The organism is Sphingosinicella sp. LHD-64, assembly GCF_031157375.1.
Lineage (GTDB): Bacteria > Pseudomonadota > Alphaproteobacteria > Sphingomonadales > Sphingomonadaceae > Allosphingosinicella.
In genome coordinates, this window is record NZ_JAVIFV010000003.1 from 182,674 (window position 1) to 201,249 (window position 18,576).

Consider the following 18,576-nt stretch of genomic DNA (forward strand, 5'->3'; position numbering starts at 1 on the left):
CTAGAAATTCGCCCGGACGCCGAATTTGCCGGTCCAGCTATATTCCTCATACTGAAGAAGGCGCGGACGCCCCGGCCCGCGCTGGTAGGCCGTGTAAGGCTCGTCGAAGGCGTTCACCAGCTCCGCGAACACCTGGAAATTCCGGTTGATCCGGTAGCGGACGCTCGCATCGAACTGGAAATGGTCGCGCACGTAACGGTCCTCGTCAGGCTCGCCGCCGATCTCATCCAGATAGCCTGCCCGATAGGTGCCCGCGAGCCGCAGGCTGATCGGTCCGCGTTCATAGCCCAATACGGCATTGAAGGTATGGCGCGACGCGCTGGGCAGAGGGATGGTTCGACCGGTCGTCAATTCGCCGTCCGCGAGGCGACCCTCGGCATCCGTATACGTGTAATTGAAGTTGACGAGCAGTCCGTTGAGCGGCGCCGGCAGGAAAGTCAGCGCCTGCTGATAGCTGAACTCGAAGCCGGTCACCTCGGCCCGTTCGCCGTTGATCGGGATCGTCGCCTCGTCCGCGAACACGCCATTGAAGGTGATATCCTCGAAATTCGCCTCGACGATGAAATCGTCGATCGACTTGTAGAAGAATCCCGCCTGCACGACCGCATTGCGGGCGAAATAATATTCCGCCGACAGATCGAGGTTCCACGCACGATAGGGTCGCAATTCAGGGTTGCCGAACGTGCCTTCGCGATCGCCTTCGTCATTTTCCTCAATCAGGAAGCGGGGTGCGAGATTGCCGATATTCGGCCGCACGATGCTGCGATAGCCGCCAAGGCGCAGCAGCATGTCCCGCGCGGCCTGGTAACGGATGTTGATGCTGGGAAGCCAATCCGTGTACCTTCGGCGGAAGTTGAGCGGAGACACGAAGACTGTATCCTCCTCCAGCTCGACGCCGTCTCGGATCGCGCCCTCCTCGACGAGCTCCACGAAGTTGCCATTGATGTCGTTGCGCGTGTGCTCCATGCGCACCCCGGCCACCGCGCGCAGCGGGCCCGTGTCGAGCCTGCCAAGCAGATAGCCCGCATAGATGTCTTCCGACACGGAGTAGTCGGCCACCGCGGATTCGAACGCTGTATCGATCGGGTTGAGCTCGAAACTGCCGCGATTGGCGTCGAAGAAGTCGCGCGCATCTCCGAAACTCGGCACCGGATCAATCACGGCCAGGCCGTAATTCTGTTGACCGAGCACGTCGGCCAGCGTGAAGTCGCCGTCGAACCCGTCGTAGAGGTCGAGTTCGAGGTCATAGTCCTTCTGACGCAGCCGCACCTTGCCGCCGAACTGGATGTCGAACGAGCCGGTGGCGAGCGGGATGTTGCGCGTGATGTCGGCGCGAACCGTCCACTCCTCGTCGGTGGAATCGCTGAGCGAGGTCAGGCTGAGCTCGTTGAACTCGAACTCGGCCGGATCCAGAAACGCCTCATTGCCTGCGTTGATCGTGTAACGCGGCAATACGGTGTCCGAATAATCGAACGTGACCGACAGATCGCCCGGATCCTCGAAGCTGCGCCGGAACTCGATCGGGTCGATCGAGCCATTCTCTCTCTCCGAAGCCCATGAATAGGCACCCGAGTAACGGAAGGTCCAGGGACCCGCCACCGTCTCGCCGCCCGTGGTCAGCGAGAGGATGTTCTGGGCTTCGAAGCGATCCTTGAGGTCGCGCGTGACCTGGATCTCGCCATCGTCGGACAGGAACGTTGCCGTGTTGCTGTCGCCGCTCGACGGATCTTCGTCCATCTCGAAGATCAGGCGTCGACGATATTCCTGATCCTCGAAGCGGCTGTAGAGCCCGCGCGCGTAGAGCGTGGTCGTGCTGCTCGGCCGCCAGTCGAGCGACAGGGTGCCGCCGATACGCTGGCGGGTGACGTCATAGTCGCGATATTCGAGCGTATCGGCGAAGACGATACCGTCATCCGTCTCCCCCCAGCCATCCATTTCGACATTGTCGGTCGCGAAGCGCCGCCGATAGTAGGAAAAGCCACCTGCAATGCCGAAATTGTCGGTGAGCCGCGTGGAGAAATCGACGCTGCCCTTGGGGGAGAGACGATCGGTAAGGTCGTTGTAGGTCCCTTCAAGAGACAGTGCGAGCAGCCCGCGCTGACGATCGAAGGCACTGGTTGTGTTGATCTCGATCGACGCGCCGATCGTATCCGCGTCCATATCGGGTGTAAGCGATTTGCGGATCTCGATCGACTCGATCAGCTCGGTCGGGATCACGTCGAGCGCGACTGAGCGGACGTCTGCTTCAGGGGCCGGGACGCGATTGCCATTGATCGATGCGGCATTGAGATTTGGATCCAGGCCGCGCACCGAGACGAAACGGCCCTCGCCCTGGTCATTGAGAATGTTGACCCCCGGCGCGCGGCGCAGCGCCTCGGCGACATTCTGATCGGGAAACTGGCCGATCGCGTCGCGGGTGAGGACGGTATCGACCGTGTCGGAAGCCCGCTGCCGGGCCAGCGAGCTCGAGAGATTGGCGCGCTGGCCGATGACGAGAATCGAAGCGCCTTCGATCGCCCCCAATTCGACGCTGGTCGTGACCGTGCCGGCTTCCGGCACCGCAATCGACTGTGTGACCTCCTCCGCGCCCGTATAGCGGGTGCGCATCGTGTAGGTCCCGGGGGGCACGTCGGCGAAGCGAAAGGTGCCGTCGGAGGCGGCCTGGGTAGTCCGGCCGAGCTCGACGAGGATGATCTCGGCGCCTTGCAGCGCGCGCGTTCCTGAGCTGTCGACAACGGTCCCCGCGATCGTCTGCGCGAATGCCGTGCCCGGCAGCGCGACTGTGACCAGCATGGCCGCGATCATCCGGCTGCGCGCCGACAGCCTGCCCATCTTTCTCATGTCCGGAAAACCCCCTGATGATGCGCCGAGTCGTCGGCTTGTGGGGCTCGCTATGGCGAGTCAGCATGGCAGGCAGGCTACGTTTCGCGAACGTTTCAATGACGATTGGAAGTCAGTTTTACGACCGGAGAGACGGGTGTGAATTTCTCACATCGTTTCGGCCCATGCAGGCGCCAGCGCCGCCTCGGCCGCGACCCGCCCGGTCTGGACGGCCCCGTTCATGTAGCCGGGCCAGGCGTCCGACAGCCATTCGCCGGCGAAGAACAACGGGTCCGCGCCGCTGGCGCGGACCCGTTGTTCTTCCTCCACCGTCATCAAACTTCCGAAGCGGGTGATCTGGCCAGGCCGGAAGTTGATATAGGCGCCTTTGGTCAGCGGATCGTCGCACCAGCGGGTGCGGCGGACGATGCCGATGGGCTGCGGCAGCGCCGGGATGGCGCGGCGCGCGGCATCGCTGAAGCGGGCGGCGAGGTCCGCAGTGTTCGACGCCGCGGCGGCTGCGACCTGATCGCCGCCGAGAAAGTAGCAGATCGCGCCGGCGCCCTGCCCTTCGGCCGGCGCGAACGAGGCGGCGTCCCAGCCGGCGGCGAACGGCTGTCCCGCCCAGAGCGCGCCGCCATAGCCAAGCGAGTCGCGCCACGGCTGCGTCTCGTATCCGACCACCAGCTTCTCGTTGCGGCCAAGCTCGATCTCACCGATCAGGTCGCGCCACAGCGGCGGCAGCGGCCCGTCGATCTCCACCTCGCGGATCAGCGGCGCCGGAAGCGCGAGGATCACCCGGTCGGCGCGCACCTCCTCGCCGTCGGCAAAGGCGAGACGGACCTCCGGCCCGCTCACGTCGAGCCGGGTCAGGCGCCTGTTGAGGCGGATCGCGCCTTCGTACAGGCGGCCGAGCGCGCCGGCGATCTGATCCGACCCGCCCGAGATGACGTAGCGCTCGTCGGACAGGCTGACCCGGGTGACCCGCGCGCCGTCGACGGTGGGCAGGTTGAACAGCAGCTCCAGCGCGGAGGCGTCGCGCGGCTCGGCGCCATATTCGGTGCGAATGCCCGCCTCGATCGCGTCGCGGGCATCGCCGGCGGGCAGTTCGCGGCGATCGAGATAGTCGGCGACGGACATCGCATCGATCTCGCGCGCGACCGCCTCATAGTCCCGGTCGAGCCGATCCGAATCCCGTGTGATCTCGGCGGCGATGCCGCGTAATGCACGGGCGAGATCCGCCTCTTCGACAGGCGCGCTGTCGCGGCCGATCTGCACTTCATGCGTCGGACCGAACGCCTTGCGGTCGACCATCCGGATGCCAAACCGGCGGATGAGGCGGATCATGTCGGCATGGTCGCTGTTCACCAGCTGCCCGCCCTCGTCGAACGCATAATCCGGCGCGAACACGCCCCGCACGCTGCGCGTCCGCCCGCCGACCGCACCGCGCGCTTCATGGAGCGTTGCCGCGACACCGCGCGACGCCAGCGTGTCGAGTGCACTGAGGCCAGCCAGCCCGCCACCGACGATCGCGATGCGTGGCGGCGTCTGCCCGAAGGCCGGCGCGCGCGGCAGCAGCAGCGCGCCGGCGCCACCCGCGAGCCCGGCCAGCACCCGGCGGCGCGTGATCCCGTCGCCGCCTAGCCGCGCCAGCGCCTCGCCATTCGCCTTTAGGTTCATCGCCCGCGCCCGATCGAGCGCCCGCCAGATGCCGACTCCCTTGCTCATTTGCCCTTCTCCCCCAAAAGAAGCTTTGACAACCACGTTAGTAGAGAAACTCTAGACTCGTGTTTCGACATGCCCTAAAAGCGGCGTCCGCTGGAGGGCCGGAGGGGGGCCACTTGTGCCCGAAACGGCGCCGTGCCAGCGAATGAACTGGTTCTCCTCGCAACTGGTAAAGGAATACGAACGTGAAGAAGATTGCTATTGCTCTCGTCGCTGTGTCGACCCTCGGCCTCGCCGCTTGCGGCGGTGAGACCACCCCGACCACCAACGAGGTCGTTGCCAACACCCTCGACGCCGCCAACGAAGCCGTTGCGGACCTTGAGAATGCGGCTGACGCTGCGGTTGCCGACATCGGCAACGCGACCAGCGATCTGACCAATGCGGCCGACGCTGCCGGCGACTCGGTTGCCAACGTCGCCGACGCGGCCGGCAACGAGCTGAACTAAGCAAAGCTTCACAGCATTGCGGAAGGGCTGCGTGCCGGATTGGCGCGCAGCCCTTTTTCTTTGCCCGCGTCTCGCGTTAGACAACCGGCTTTGCGATTCTAAGCCGATTCTGGGAGGATGCGGGATGAGACTGACGCTGAAGCTGGCCGGACTGGGCCTGGCGCTGACGCTCGGCGCGTGCGGCGGCGGCAACGACAATAGCGGCGGCCTGACCCGCGAAGAGGAGCGCCAGCTCGACAATGCCGCGGCGATGCTGGAGGACAATGTCTTCGACGCGTCCGCCGACAGCCTGGTCGCCAACGAGGCGGATCTCGGCGCGGCCGAGGACGGCGCGGTGCTCGACAACGAAAGCGTCAACTCCCAATAGCTTCGGCCGGCGCGTTCGGCAGGGCAAAGGCGGGACGGCGCATCGCGGCAACGCAGGAGGTGTCGATCCCCTCCGTGCTGCCGCGGTCGAACAGCTGCCGCGTGAGCGACTGGGTGCAGTCGTTGACCGGCACATGGCCGGCCGGCACCACGACGTGCAGCGGGCGGCTGAAATTGCGCGCCATCGCCGCGCCCCAGGAGGGCGGAGTCACGGGATCGAACTGCCCGGACAGGATGAGCACCGGCACATCCGAGCGCATCTGTCGATAATAGTCGTCGGACACCTGCCCGCGCGGCCAGACCGAGCAGGCCGCCATCTGGCCGCGGACGCGGTAGGCGCCGATGAAGCTTCCCTCGGTCAACCGCGCCACCTCCTCCGGCCGAATTCGCCAGACGTCCTCGGCGCAGCTGATCGAGAGCATGAGGCCGGTGCGGACCGCGCGTCTCAGCCCGCGGCTGCCTTGCATCGCCGCCTCGGCAAACGGCGCGAGATCGCCAGCGCGGCCGCGCTTCAGGAGGAGCGGCACCTGCAGCGCATTGTCGCCGTAGAGAATGACCCGGAGGCCGTCGCCGAACGCAGAGGCTGTAAGCCGAACCTCCACCGGCGCGTTGGTCGCAGGATGCGGAATGCGGACCATGACCGGCGCGGCACCGAGCCGGGCGAGAATCGCCGCGAGGTCGCCGCGCACGTCGGGATAGGCCGCGGCGCAGGCCGGATCGGCGACACAGCTCTCGACGATCAGATCGAAGGCGCGCTGGGCAGCGGCGGCGTGATAGAGCGGCAGCCGGTTCTCGATCGGCGCTGCGCCGGACAGTGCCGCGGCGCGGACATGGGACCCGAACATGCGGATATAGGTGAGCGCGGCACGGGTGCCGTAGGAACCGCTGTCGATCAGGATCCGGTCATGGCCGAGCGCCTGACGCAACTCGTCCAGATCCTCCATCGCCTTGGGGGTGGTATACTGGGTGAGGTCGGCGCGTTGCGCGAGCTGATCGCGGCATTCGGCATAGCGGACGCCGTCGGCGAGCAGCGGCTCGAGATAGGCCTGCACATTGTCGTCCGATCCGCCGAGCGCGCATTCCAGCGCGTTGTCGCCGCCGGTCCCGCGGATGTCCATGAGGACGATGTCGCGGGTGTCGCGATACCGGGCGTCGGCAAAGCCCGGCGCGTCGACCGTCGCCGCCTGGCCGGGGCCGCCCGAAATGAAATAGACCGGTTCGCGGCCGGGCAGATTGCGTGCGGGCAGGACCACGACGTTGAGCGCAAGCACGCGACCGTCGGTCACCTCGCGGTTCTCGGGAACCCGGAGGGTGCCGCAACGCGCGGTGACCTGCTCCCCGGTCTCGGCGCCGTCGGGGCCGCGCACGGCAATCTGGCAGGACGACAAGCCAAGACGCTCTGCCGGCGGCGCAAGCTCAGCAAAGGCCGGGGCGGAACTCGCCAGCAGGGCGGCGATGACGATGAGCAAGCGGTGCGCGATCACGAGGCTCTCCCGTCGGTCTGTTCGGCACCTTGTTCCGCAAGCGGCACTGCCGGGCAAGAAAAAGGGCCAGGGAGTCGCCTCCCCGGCCCTTTCTCGTTTTCTGCCTGGGCAGCGGCGCGAAGTGAATTCGCGCCGTCGGTTGGGTCGGCGGCATGCCGCCGCCCGCCGTCCGTTCCGATTCCGTCTCCGGCGCAGCGCGAACGCTGCGCCGGTGCGAAATCAGAAGTCCATGCCGCCCATGCCGCCGCCCGGCATCGCCGGCATGGCGGGCTTGTCTTCCGGCAGCTCGGACACGGCGGCTTCCGTCGTGATGAGCAGGCCGGCGACCGAGGCCGCGTCCTGGAGGGCGGTGCGCACGACCTTGGTCGGGTCGATCACGCCGGCGGTGACGAGGTTCTCGTAGGTGTCGGTCTGGGCGTTGAAGCCCAGATTCTCGTCATTGCCGTCGATCAGCTTGCCGGCGACGACCGCGCCGTCGCTGCCCGCATTCTCGGCGATCTGCCGCAGCGGCGCCTGGAGCGCCTTGCGGATGATGTCGATGCCGCGGGTCTGATCGTCGTTGGCGCCCTTGAGGCCTTCGAGGGCCTTGGTGGCGTAGAGCAACGCCGTGCCGCCGCCGGGGACGATGCCTTCCTCGACCGCCGCGCGGGTGGCGTGAAGGGCGTCGTCGACGCGGTCTTTGCGCTCCTTGACCTCGACCTCGGACGCGCCGCCGACCTTGATCACCGCAACGCCGCCGGCCAGCTTCGCCAGCCGCTCCTGCAGCTTCTCGCGGTCATAGTCGGACGTCGTGACCTCGATCTGCTGACGGATCGATTCGATCCGGCCCTTGATCTGGTCGCCCTCGCCGGCACCGTCGACGATGGTCGTGTTGTCCTTGTCGATGGTGACGCGCTTGGCCTGGCCGAGCATGGTGACGGTGACGCTCTCGAGCTTGATGCCGAGATCCTCGGAGATCATCTCGCCGCCGGTCAGGATCGCGATGTCCTGCAGCATCGCCTTGCGGCGATCGCCGAAGCCCGGCGCCTTGACGGCCGCGACCTTGAGGCCGCCGCGCAGCTTGTTCACCACGAGCGTGGCGAGCGCCTCGCCCTCGATGTCCTCGGCGATGATGAGGAGCGGACGGCCCGACTGGACGACCGCTTCCAGGATCGGGAGCATCGCCTGCAGGTTGCTGAGCTTCTTCTCGTGGATGAGGATGTAGGGGTCGGTGAGTTCGACCGACATCTTTTCCGGATTGGTGATGAAGTAGGGGCTCAGATAGCCGCGGTCGAACTGCATGCCCTCGACGACGTCGAGCTCGAACTCGAGACCCTTGGCTTCCTCGACGGTGATCACGCCTTCCTTGCCGACCTTCTCCATCGCCTCGGCGATCTTCTCGCCGACGACGGTGTCGCCGTTGGAGGAGATGATGCCGACCTGGGCGATCTCATTGGAGCCGGCGACCGGCTTGGAGCGCGCCTTGAGGTCCGCGACGACCTTCTCGACCGCGACGTCGATGCCGCGCTTGAGGTCCATCGGGTTGATGCCGGCCGCGACCGACTTCATGCCCTCGCGCACGATCGCCTGGGCGAGCACGGTGGCGGTGGTGGTGCCGTCGCCGGCAAGGTCGTTGGTCTTCGACGCGACCTCGCGCAGCATCTGCGCGCCCATGTTCTCGAACTTGTCCTTGAGCTCGATCTCCTTGGCGACGGTGACGCCGTCCTTGGTGATGCGCGGCGCGCCGAAGCTCTTGTCGAGCACGACGTTGCGGCCCTTGGGGCCGAGGGTGACCTTCACCGCATCGGCGAGGATGTCGACGCCGCGCAGGATGCGCTCACGGGCATCGCGCGAGAAGCGTACGTCTTTGGCTGCCATGTTGGACTACCTTTCAGTCTGGAAAATTCACGAAGTTCACGGTGTTCGCCGTGCGTGCGAAGGTCAGCCGACGATCCCCAGGATGTCGCTTTCCTTCATGATGATGAGGTCCTCGCCGTTGACCTTGACCTCGGTGCCCGACCATTTGCCGAACAGGATGCGGTCGCCGGCCTTGACGTCGAGCGGGGTCACCTTGCCGTCCTCGGCCTTCGCGCCGGTGCCGACGGCGACGACTTCGCCTTCCTGCGGCTTTTCCTTGGCGGTGTCGGGGATGATGATCCCGCCGGCCGTCTTCTCCTCGGCCTCGACGCGGCGTACGAGCACGCGATCGTGCAGCGGACGAAAGTTCATGCGTTCAACCTTTCCCTGTGGCGCGGCAACCCCATCTGGATGACAAGGCTGCGCTGATGATTCACTGTTAGCACTCATGCATGACGAGTGCCAACGCGCGCCGATTTAGGCACGGGAAAGGCGGCGTCAAGGGCCGCGACGCGAAGCGGGCGCAATCAGGGTCGAATCGAGACCCGCCAGGCGACCGAGAAGCGCCAGTCGGACTCATATCCGGCGAACGGCCGGTCGACGGTGCGGGCATATTCGAGCTCGATCATCGCCCGGTCCATCCAGGCGAGGCGCACGCCCGCCCCGGCCGAGGCCAGGTCGAAATCGGCGCCCGTGAAGAAGCCCGGTCGCGGCACCAGGCGGACGGCCGCATAGTCGCCGAAGCCGTAGATTTCGCTGGCCGCGAACCGGCCGGAGCCGATCGGGCGCCAGGCGAGCTCGGCGAGGCCGGCGAGGCCGCGGTCGGCATTGAGGATGCCGATCTCGAAGGCGCGGCCGAAATCGGCGCCGCCGATCGAGAAGCGCTCGACCGCCGGTAGGGGATCGCGCGTCCACTGGCCGCTGCCGCGCAGGCGCAGGACGGCGCGCCGGCCCAGAGCCTGATCGAAGGTCGCGCGGCCATTGATCTTGAAGAAGGTCGCATCGCCGCTGGCAGCAGGCACGTCGGCGCCGAGCACGGAGAGGCCGCGGCTGACGGTGAGGCCGGCGCTCAGCGCCCGCCGCTCGGCGGTCTGGGCGTAGCCGGCCGCGGCGCGGAGCGCGCGGGTCTGCTCGGTGGCGATGATCGAGCCGAAGGCGGCATTCTCGCTGTCCAGGCCGTCAAAGGCGAGGCTCAGGGTCAGGTTGCGCCGGTAGCCGCGGATCAGCGGATGGGTGAGGACGAGGCCGAAGGACGTCGCCTCGCCGCGCAGGTCCGAGCCGCGGGGACGGGTGATGAGATGGCCGACGCTGCCCGTGAGGCGGGTACCCTCGCGCCCGATCGGGGTCGAATGGCTGCCGCCGACATAGAGCTGCTCGTCGAAATCGACCGAGGCCAGGCCGGCGATCTGGGTCTCGTCGCCCTCGCGTAGCAGGCCGTAGCCGCGCGCCGTCGCCTGGAACTGGCCGTCGCGGACCAGCCGGGTGGTGCGGTTGTCGAAGCTGAAGGCCAATGTGGGCCGGCGATAATCGAGCGCGAGGATGAGGCGCACGCCGCCCGGCCCCGCCCCCATCTCGAGCCGCGACTGGACCTTGAGGCCGGGGATATCCTGGATCAGCGAGATGTAGCGTTCCAACGTGCGGCGGCTGGTCGGCCGCTCGCGGGTGAGATTCTCGGCATAACGCCGGACCAGCTCGTTGGAGCGCCCCTCGACCTCGCCGGTCAGGATCACCGCCTCGATATGCCCCTCCGCGACCAGCACGCGGACATTGCCGGTCGACAGGTCCTGCTCCGGAACGGCGATGGTGAAGAGGGCGACCTCGGAGCGGCCATAGGCGCGCGACATCGCATCGGCGAGCGCCTGCAAGGTCGCCCGGTTCGCCGGCTGGCCGACGAAGACCATCGCCGCCTCGGCCACGATTCCCGGTACGTCGGTCTTTTCGAAGGAAATGGTGCGGATCGGCGGCGCGGCCTCGTCGCCGGCCTGGACGCTGACCGCCGCCGACGGCGTGTCCGCCGCCTCGCCGGTCGGCACCGGCGCGGTTGGCTGGGTGCGATCGACGCGGTCGCGGTCGATCGGGGTCGAGGTCTGCGCGCCCGCCGCCGACGCCGCGCCGGCCAGCGCGAGCGCGCCGAGCATGTGACGTTTCATGATGACTCCCCCTTTACATCGCGACGACGCGCGAAGGCGGGGCCCGGCGAACCAGACCCCGCCCTCTTCACGCGCGCGCCGTCAGTCGCGGCGGCCGCCGGTCAGGCCGCCGAGCAGGCCGCCGTTGTTGCCGCCATTGCCGTTGCCGCCCGTTAGGCCGCCGAGCAGGCCACCATTGGTGGCACCATTGCCGTTGCCGCCGCCGAGCAGGCCGCCGGTGAGGCCGCCGACCGTGCCGGTGACGCCCTGCACGACGCCCTGCACCGGACTGGTCGGAGCGGGGCTGCCAGTGCCGCCGCCCGTGGCCGGCTGGAGCACGCCGGTGACGGTGTTCACCACCGTCTGGACCGGATTGCCGCCCTGCCCGTCGCCGCCGCCCGGCAGCACGCCCGTCACGGTTTCGACGACCGCCTGGACGGGATTGCCACCCGCGCCGCCACCGCCGCCCGGCAACGCGCCGGTGACGGTGTTCACGACGGTCTGCACGACATTGCCGCTGTTGCCCGTCGCGGGCGTAGCGATGGTGAGCAGCTGCCCTTGCGAGCCTACGCCGAGGGTCAGCGCCTCACCCTGCTGCTGGGTCGGCGAGAGGACGCTGGCGCCGATCAGCGGCGACTGGCCCTCGCGTCCGATCACCCTGGCATTGCCGACGGTGACGTTGACCAGGGCGCCCGGCGCAGCGGTGAGGCCGTCGACGAGATAATCCTGGCCGTTGCCGGCACGGACCAGCGCCTGACCGGTATTCTCGATCACGTCGACCACCCGACCGGCAAGCGAGACCTGGCCGGGCAGCACGCCATCGACCTGGTCGGCAAGGTTCGAGACCGGACCGCCGGCAAGGCCCGTCACGGCGTTGCCGGACGCAACGAGCACGCCGGAGACGACCGGAAGCCGGCTGTTGGGATCGCCGGTATTGGCGAGAAGACCCGTGCCGGCGATGCCGTTCGGCCCGATCAGGCCGCCGACCGCCAGCGCGCCGAGCCCGCCAAGGCCGGGAAGCCCGTTCGAGCCGCCGGACCCGTTTGTGCCCGGAGGTCCGGCGGGTCCGGCGGGTCCGGCGGGTCCGGCGGGGCCTCCAGGGCCCGCTGGGCCCGCAGGCCCCTCGGCACCGGCCGGTCCCTGAGCGCCTTGCGGGCCGGCGGGCCCGACGCCCGAGAACCGAGTCGATCCGTTCGACTCACATGCCGAGAGACCAACGAAAAGAACGGCCGATGATGTCACGGCCATTGCCCTTGCTAACATGTGCGACATACTCCCTGCTCCTTCCCCGTTTGAAGTCACTAGTAAGACTATAACGCAGTTCTACTTATTATGTTCCCGAAACTGTTCCGAAACGGATGCAATAGATTCCAAGGGGTTAACTGCTATTAACTATATCTGTTAATAAACGTTACTTATGCGTCTATTTGATCTAATCTATAGACAAATTGACCAGTAACGACAGTCATCTGACCATTTACATGAGACGGTGGCTGGTCTAGCGGAGCGGGCATAAGGAGGCCCCGCATGAAGTTCGTCGGCAAGGTCTGGAGGCTGCTGGTCGGGATCAAGGACGCGCTGGTCCTCATCTTCCTGCTGCTCTTCTTCGGCGGGCTCTACGCCCTGCTCTCGGCGAGCCCCTATGACGGCAGCGCCCGCGATGGCACGCTCCGGCTCGATCTCGCCGGCGCGATCGTGGAGCAGCCGGCGGAGGAAAGCGCGCTGGCCGCGCTCGGCGGCGGATCGGTGACGCGCGAATATCGCCTCGCCGAGGTCGTGCGGTCGCTCGACGCCGCGGCGGAGAACAGCCGCATCCGGGCCGTCGCGCTCGATCTCGACATCTTCACCGGCGGCGGCCAGACCGCGATCGCCGATGTCGGCGCCGCGCTCGACCGGGTGCGGCGCGCCGGCAAGCGCGTCGTCGCATATGCGACCGGCTATACCGACGACAGCTACCAGCTCGCCGCCCATGCCGACGAGATCTGGCTCGATCCCTTGGGTGTGGTCGTGATCGCCGGGCCGGGCGGCGCCAGCCTCTATTATGCCGGGCTGATGGAGCGGCTCGGCATCACCGCCAACGTCTACCGGGTCGGCACCTACAAGTCGGCGGTCGAGCCCTATACGCGCAGCGACATGTCCCCGGAGGCGCGCGAGGCGAGCCAGGCGCTCGCCGACGGGCTCTGGCAGACCTGGCAGCAGGACGTCCGCCAGGCGCGGCCGCGCGCCAACATCGCCGGCTGGGTGCAGGACCCGCAGGCCTTCATCCAGGCCGCGAACGGCGACCTGGCGCAAGCGGCGCGGCGGGCGGGACTGGTCGACCGGGTCGGCGATCGCGTCGCCTTCGGCCGGCGCATAGCCGAACTCGGCGGCGCGGGCGAGGCGAGCGTGCCCGGCAGCTACCGGGCGGTCCACTATGACGCGTGGGCCGCGGAGAATCCGCTGAGCCGTTCGGGCCAGATCGGCGTGCTCACCGTCGCCGGCACGATCGTCGACGGCCACGCCGCGCTCGGCACGGCCGGGGCCGAGACGGTGGTCGAAACGCTGGAGACCGGACTCAGGAACAACACGCTGCGCGCGCTCGTCGTCCGGGTCGACTCGCCCGGCGGATCGGTGATCGCCTCGGAGCGGATCCGCCGCGCCATCCTGGGCGTGCGCGAGCGCGGCATCCCGGTGGTGATCTCGTTCGGCTCGGTGGCGGCCAGCGGCGGCTACTGGATCGCGACCGCCGGCGACACGATCATGGCCGAGCCTTCGACGATCACCGGATCGATCGGCGTGTTCGGCATCCTGCCGAGCTTCCAGGGCACGCTGCAGCGGATCGGCGTCGGCGCCGACGGGGTGCGCACCACGCCGCTCTCCGGCGAGCCGGACCTGCTGCGCGGCCCTTCCGAAGAGGCGAGCCGGCTGCTGCAGACCGGCGTCGATGGCACCTACCGGCGCTTCATCGGCCTCGTCTCGCGGGCCCGGCGGCTGCCGCCGGCGCGGGTCAACGAGATCGGCCAGGGGCGGGTCTGGGCCGGCGGAACCGCCCGGCAGATCGGCCTGGTCGACCGCTTCGGCTCGCTCAATGACGCGATTGCCGAGGCGGCGCGGCGCGCGAACATCGCCGCCGAGGATGCCCGCCCGGTATTCCTCGACAAGCCGCCGAGCTTCTGGGCACAGCTGCTGCGCGGCGTCGCCGAGGGCGAGAATACGGCGCGCGCGCCGGATGCCTTCTCGCGCCTCGCGCAGCGGCCACAAACCGTGCTGACCCGGGTGCTGGCAGACGCCGAGGCAATGCTGGACGGCCCGGCGATCCAGGCCCGCTGCCTCGAATGCCCGGCAATCGCGCCGGTGCGGCGGGCGCGGGGGGCGGACGACTCGCTGATCGGGCGCCTGCTGGCGCTGGTCTGGCGACCGTGACGATTCGGCTGGCGACGCCGGAAGATGCCGGAGCGATTGCGGAAATCTATGCGCCCTACGTGACCGGCTCGGCGGTCTCGTTCGAGACCGAGCCGCCGGACGCCGCGATGGTCCGCGAGCGAATGGCAGCGGGCGATGGCCTCTATCCCTGGCTCGTGTTCGAGGAGCCGGACGGGACGATCGCCGGCTACGCCTATGCCACCCAGTTCCGTGCCCGCCGCGCCTATCGCTTCACCGTCGAGGCGACCGTCTACGTGCGCGGGGACCGGCACGGCCGCGGTATCGGCGCGCGGCTCTACGAGACGCTGTTCGCGCTGCTGACTGACCAGGGCTTCACCCAGGCGATCGTCGCCATCACCCTGCCCAACGACCCGAGCATCAAGCTGCACCGGGCCCAAGGCTTCACCGAAGCGGGCGTCTACCGCGACGTCGGCCACAAGCTCGCCGAATGGCGCAGCGTCGCGATCTGGCAGCGCCCGCTCGCGCCACCCGCCGCGAACCCGGCCGAGCCGCGCCCGGTACACGAGGCCTGGCGGGGCTGACGAAGCGTCCCGTTCCGGGGCAGGATTTTCTTAACCCTGTTCCGGTCTCGACAGACCGGGCCGCGACGCGTCAGTTCGCGCCCATGGACCGGCGTTTCCTCATCGCACTCGTGCTCGCCTGCCTGTTCGTGGCGATTCCCTCGCACGGCCAGGTGCCGCCCGCGCCGTTCACCGTGCAGGAGAGCGGCAACGGGTTCGCGACGCTTGCCGAGGCCGTCGCGGCGATCGGCGACGGCAGCGGCACGATCCTGATCGCGCCCGGCCGCTACCGCCAGTGCGCGGTGCAGAACGGGGGAGAGATCGCCTATGTGGCCCAGCAGGCGGGGACGGTGATCTTCGACGGCGTCGCCTGCGAGGGCAAGGCGGCGCTCGTCCTCGACGGCCGCGCCGCCCGGATCGAGGGCCTCGTCTTCCAGAACATCCGCGTGCCCGACATGAACGGCGCCGGTATCCGGCTCGAGACCGGCGATCTCACCGTGCGCGAGACGATGTTCCGGAGCGGCGAGAACGGCATCCTCGTGTCCAACGACCATGGAGGCACGATCCGGATCGAGCACTCGACCTTCTCCGGCCTCGGCGGCTGCCCGGAAAATGCCGGCTGCGCCCATTCGATCTACAACAGCGGCACCGGCACGCTGATCGTCACCCGGACCCGCTTCGAGCGCGGCACGGGCGGCCATTATCTCAAGAGCCGCGGCCGGCGGATCGAGGTCACCGAATCGAGCTTCGACGACAGCCAGGGCCAGGCGACCAACTACATGATCGACCTCTCCAACGGCGCCACCGGCACGATCGCCGGCAACACCTTCGTCCAGGGCGAAAACAAGGAAAATTACAGCGCCCTGATCATGGTCGCGGCGGAGGGCGCCGAGCATCGTTCGGCGGGGCTTTCCGTCACCGGCAATCAGGCCGATCTCGCCCCGGGCGTCGACCGGCGGACCGCCTTCGTGGCCGATGCGAGCGGCGATCCGATCACGATCGCGAACAACCGCCTGGGGCCGCAGATCGCCCGGTTCGAGCAGCGCTAGGCTCTTTCCGAAACACGAACAGGTCGTCACCCTGAACTTGTTTCAGGGTCCAGCTGGTCACTTGCCCGGGCGGTGGAGACCTGGATGCTGAAACAAGTTCAGCATGATGATGTGAGTGGGCGGAGCGTCCGGCTTCCAGTCTTGACCCCGCCCGCCGTCGCCCTAGATAGGCGCGGCGAGGCCACGCCCTCCCCCTTTCACGGGTACAAGTCCGGGACGGCCCGGCTCTTTTTCAAAGGAGAGCCGGCATGGCTTGGCTGTTTTTGATCGTCGCGGGATTGCTCGAGGTCCTCTGGGCCTATTCGATGAAGCTGTCGGAGGGGTTCACCCGCCCCGGAGCGTCGGCGGTGACGATCGTCGCGATGATCTTCAGCTTCGGTTTGCTCTCGATCGCGATGCGCGCGCTGCCGCTCGGCACCGCCTATACGGTCTGGACCGGGATCGGTGCGGTCGGCGCCTTCCTGGTCGGCATCGTCGTGCTCGGCGAGCAGGTGAGCGCGTTGCGCATCGCTGCGGCGGTGATGATCGTCGGCGGCCTCGTCCTGATGAAGGTGTCGACGACGGCTTGAGCCAAGATCGTCATTGCGAGCGACGCGAAGCAATCCGGTACGGCTTTCGAGTCAGGCTGGATTGCTTCGTCGCTTCGCTCCTCGCAATGACGCCCTCCGCGGCCAGTCCACTGAACACCTCGCGCATGGGCCGCGCCATGCTATAGCGCGCGCGATGACTCGGTTGGCGGCCGTCCTTTTCCTGCTTCTCGCATTGGTCGGCGCCGCTGGTCCGGCCGCCGCGCAGCCGCCGCAGCGGATGAACGTCAGCCTGGTGCCGGAGACGGAGGGCGTGCTGCCGGGCGGCACGATCACGCTCGCCTTCGTGATGCGGCCGACGGCGGGTTGGCACGGCTACTGGCGCAACCCGGGCGACGCCGGGGCGGAGCCGCGGGTCGACTGGCGCCTGCCGACCGGCTGGACGGCCGAGCCGCTGCAATATCCGGTGCCCGACCGGCTGCTCGTCATGGGCCTGATGAACTATGTCTACGAGCATGATTACGCGTTGCTCGTGAACCTGAAGGTGCCCGAGACGGCCGAGCCCGGCGTCACCGTGCCGGTTGACGCGCGGCTCGATTATCTGGTCTGCACCAACGAGCTGTGCGTGCCCGAGACCGCCACGGTCTCGATCGAGCTCCACACGATCCAGCCGGGCGCACGCGATCCCGCCTTCGGGGCGTGGCGCCAAGCGCTGCCGCGGCCGCTCAATGAGCCGGCGCGCTTCCAGGTGGCGGGCAACCGCCTCAGGATCGCGATTCCTTTCCCGCAGGGGACCAATGTCGCCGCGCCCTATTTCTTCCCTATCACCACCGATGCGATGCGCCATTCCGAGCCGCAGACCGTCTCGCGCAGCGGCCAGTTCCTGATCGTCGAGGCGGGCGCCGGGGCGCAGGCCGCCTCGCTCCGGACGCTCGAGGGCGTGATCGAGATCGGCACCGGGACCGGCCTCCAGTTCGCTGCACGGCCCGGAGAGGTTCCGGCCGCCGGGGCGACGATCGCCGGGCCGGTCGAGAATGAAGGGGGGCAGGCGAGCGAGGCGGACGCGGGCGGCTCGATCCTGCTCGCTTTAATCGGTGCGCTGATCGGCGGCCTGATCCTCAACGTCATGCCGTGTGTGTTTCCAATCCTGAGCCTCAAGGCATTGAGCCTCGCCCGCGTGGGCGCGGACAGCGGTGCGGCCCGGCGCGAGGCGCTGGCCTATGCGGCCGGCGTGATCGGCACCTGCCTGGCGCTCGGCGGCGTGCTGCTGGCGGTGCGGGCCGGGGGCGCCGCGGCGGGCTGGGCATTCCAGCTGCAGGACCCGCGAGTGATCCTGCTGCTGCTGCTGCTCGTGACAGCGATCGCGCTCAACCTCGCCGGTCTGTTCCAGCTTCCCGCGCTGGCCGGTGGCGACGATCTCGCGCGGAGTGGGGGCACGAAAGGCGCCTTCTTCACCGGCGCGCTGGCTGCCTTCATCGCGACGCCCTGCACCGGGCCGTTCCTCGGCTTCGCGCTCGGCGCGGCGCTGGTGCTGCCGACCTGGGCCGGGCTCGCGGTGTTCGCCGGCCTGGGCCTCGGGCTGGCGCTCCCGTTCCTGCTCTTCGGCTTCGTGCCGGCGCTGCGCAATCTGCTGCCGAAGCCTGGCGCGTGGATGGAGACGCTCCAGCGCATCCTGTCCGTTCCGATGTTCCTGACCGCGCTCGGCCTGATCTGGGTGCTGGGCCGTCAGGCCGGCGTCGACGGCATGACGCTCGGCCTCGCCGCCGCACTGCTGCTCGGCCTCGGCCTGTGGTGGCTCGGGCGCAAGCAGGGCGGCGGGCGCATCTGGCTCGCACTCGCGGTGATCGCCATCGCGGTAGTCGCACCCTTGCCCTTCGTCCGCACCGCCGCGCCGGCCGCGGCGGAGGCGAGCGCTGATCCGCTCGGCAGCGAGCCGTTCAGCGAGGCGCGTCTCGCGGAACTTCGCGCCGGCGGCACGCCGACCTTCGTCTATTTCACCGCCGACTGGTGCATCACCTGCAAGGTCAACGAACGCGCGGCCTTGGAGCAGGAGGAGGTGGCGGAGGCCTTCCGCGCCAGGGGCGTCCGCGTCCTCGTCGGCGACTGGACGCGCGGCGACGAGGCGATCGGCCGCTTCCTCGAACGCCACGGCCGCTCGGGCGTGCCCTTCTACCTCTATTACGCCCCCGGCCGCGAACCGGAGGTGCTGCCGCAGATCCTGACGGTCGGCCGGCTGACGGCGCTCGGCGCCTGACAAGAGACGCATGATGT

Annotated in this window: 14 protein-coding genes; 7 read left to right on the plus strand and 7 right to left on the minus strand. The window is 68.3% G+C overall.

Annotation, left to right across the window (positions count from 1 at the left end):
- Nucleotides 1-2,832, minus strand: coding sequence for a TonB-dependent receptor (locus tag RCO27_RS08815; protein WP_374990383.1), 2,832 nt, complete (start codon nt 2,830-2,832; stop codon nt 1-3).
- A 156-nt stretch (nt 2,833-2,988) separates the two neighbouring features.
- Nucleotides 2,989-4,548, minus strand: a complete 1,560-nt coding sequence (locus RCO27_RS08820) for an NAD(P)/FAD-dependent oxidoreductase (RefSeq protein WP_309002303.1) — start codon at nt 4,546-4,548, stop codon at nt 2,989-2,991.
- Between the two features lie 182 nt (nt 4,549-4,730).
- On the opposite strand from RCO27_RS08820, the gene RCO27_RS08825 reads away from it, so the two are divergent.
- Both RCO27_RS08825 and RCO27_RS08830 read left to right on the plus strand, forming a co-directional pair.
- Nucleotides 4,731-4,991 (plus strand): hypothetical protein, encoded by a 261-nt coding sequence (locus tag RCO27_RS08825; RefSeq protein WP_309002304.1) that lies wholly within the window; start codon nt 4,731-4,733, stop codon nt 4,989-4,991.
- 124 nt (nt 4,992-5,115) lie between these two features.
- Nucleotides 5,116-5,358 (plus strand): hypothetical protein, encoded by a 243-nt coding sequence (locus tag RCO27_RS08830; protein WP_309002305.1) that lies wholly within the window; start codon nt 5,116-5,118, stop codon nt 5,356-5,358.
- Here the strand turns inward: RCO27_RS08830 and RCO27_RS08835 are convergent.
- From RCO27_RS08835 to RCO27_RS08855, 5 genes are all read right to left on the minus strand, one after another.
- Nucleotides 5,345-6,841 carry an alpha/beta hydrolase gene (locus tag RCO27_RS08835; RefSeq protein WP_309002306.1) on the minus strand — a complete coding sequence of 499 codons (1,497 nt, stop codon included), beginning with the start codon at nt 6,839-6,841 and terminating at the stop codon, nt 5,345-5,347. The genes RCO27_RS08830 and RCO27_RS08835 overlap by 14 nt on opposite strands.
- A gap of 219 nt (nt 6,842-7,060) precedes the next feature.
- Complete coding sequence (groL, locus tag RCO27_RS08840; protein ID WP_309002307.1) at nt 7,061-8,698, minus strand: chaperonin GroEL; 1,638 nt, start codon at nt 8,696-8,698, stop codon at nt 7,061-7,063.
- Nucleotides 8,699-8,761: 63 nt separating this feature from the next.
- Complete coding sequence (groES, locus tag RCO27_RS08845) at nt 8,762-9,049, minus strand: co-chaperone GroES (RefSeq protein WP_309002308.1); 288 nt, start codon at nt 9,047-9,049, stop codon at nt 8,762-8,764.
- Nucleotides 9,050-9,204: 155 nt separating this feature from the next.
- On the minus strand, nt 9,205-10,827 hold the full coding sequence (locus tag RCO27_RS08850; protein ID WP_309002309.1) for a ShlB/FhaC/HecB family hemolysin secretion/activation protein: 1,623 nt from the start codon (nt 10,825-10,827) through the stop codon (nt 9,205-9,207).
- 81 nt (nt 10,828-10,908) lie between these two features.
- Nucleotides 10,909-12,054, minus strand: a complete 1,146-nt coding sequence (locus tag RCO27_RS08855) for a hypothetical protein (RefSeq protein ID WP_309002310.1) — start codon at nt 12,052-12,054, stop codon at nt 10,909-10,911.
- Between the two features lie 279 nt (nt 12,055-12,333).
- On the opposite strand from RCO27_RS08855, the gene sppA reads away from it, so the two are divergent.
- The 5 genes from sppA to RCO27_RS08880 all read left to right on the plus strand — a co-directional run bounded on the left by sppA (nt 12,334) and on the right by RCO27_RS08880 (nt 18,559).
- Nucleotides 12,334-14,208, plus strand: coding sequence for a signal peptide peptidase SppA (gene sppA, locus RCO27_RS08860; RefSeq protein ID WP_309002311.1), 1,875 nt, complete (start codon nt 12,334-12,336; stop codon nt 14,206-14,208).
- Entirely contained in the window at nt 14,205-14,750 is a 546-nt protein-coding gene (locus RCO27_RS08865; protein ID WP_309002312.1) for an N-acetyltransferase family protein, read from the plus strand. Before sppA ends, RCO27_RS08865 begins: the two co-directional genes overlap by 4 nt.
- 83 nt (nt 14,751-14,833) lie before the next feature.
- Nucleotides 14,834-15,778 carry a right-handed parallel beta-helix repeat-containing protein gene (locus RCO27_RS08870; protein ID WP_309002313.1) on the plus strand — a complete coding sequence of 315 codons (945 nt, stop codon included), beginning with the start codon at nt 14,834-14,836 and terminating at the stop codon, nt 15,776-15,778.
- Nucleotides 15,779-16,026: 248 nt separating this feature from the next.
- On the plus strand, nt 16,027-16,347 hold the full coding sequence (locus RCO27_RS08875; RefSeq protein ID WP_309002314.1) for a multidrug efflux SMR transporter: 321 nt from the start codon (nt 16,027-16,029) through the stop codon (nt 16,345-16,347).
- 154 nt (nt 16,348-16,501) lie between these two features.
- A complete protein-coding gene (locus RCO27_RS08880; RefSeq protein WP_309002315.1) occupies nt 16,502-18,559 on the plus strand; it encodes a thioredoxin family protein in 2,058 nt (685 codons plus the stop codon).
- Nucleotides 18,560-18,576: the final 17 nt, after the last annotated feature.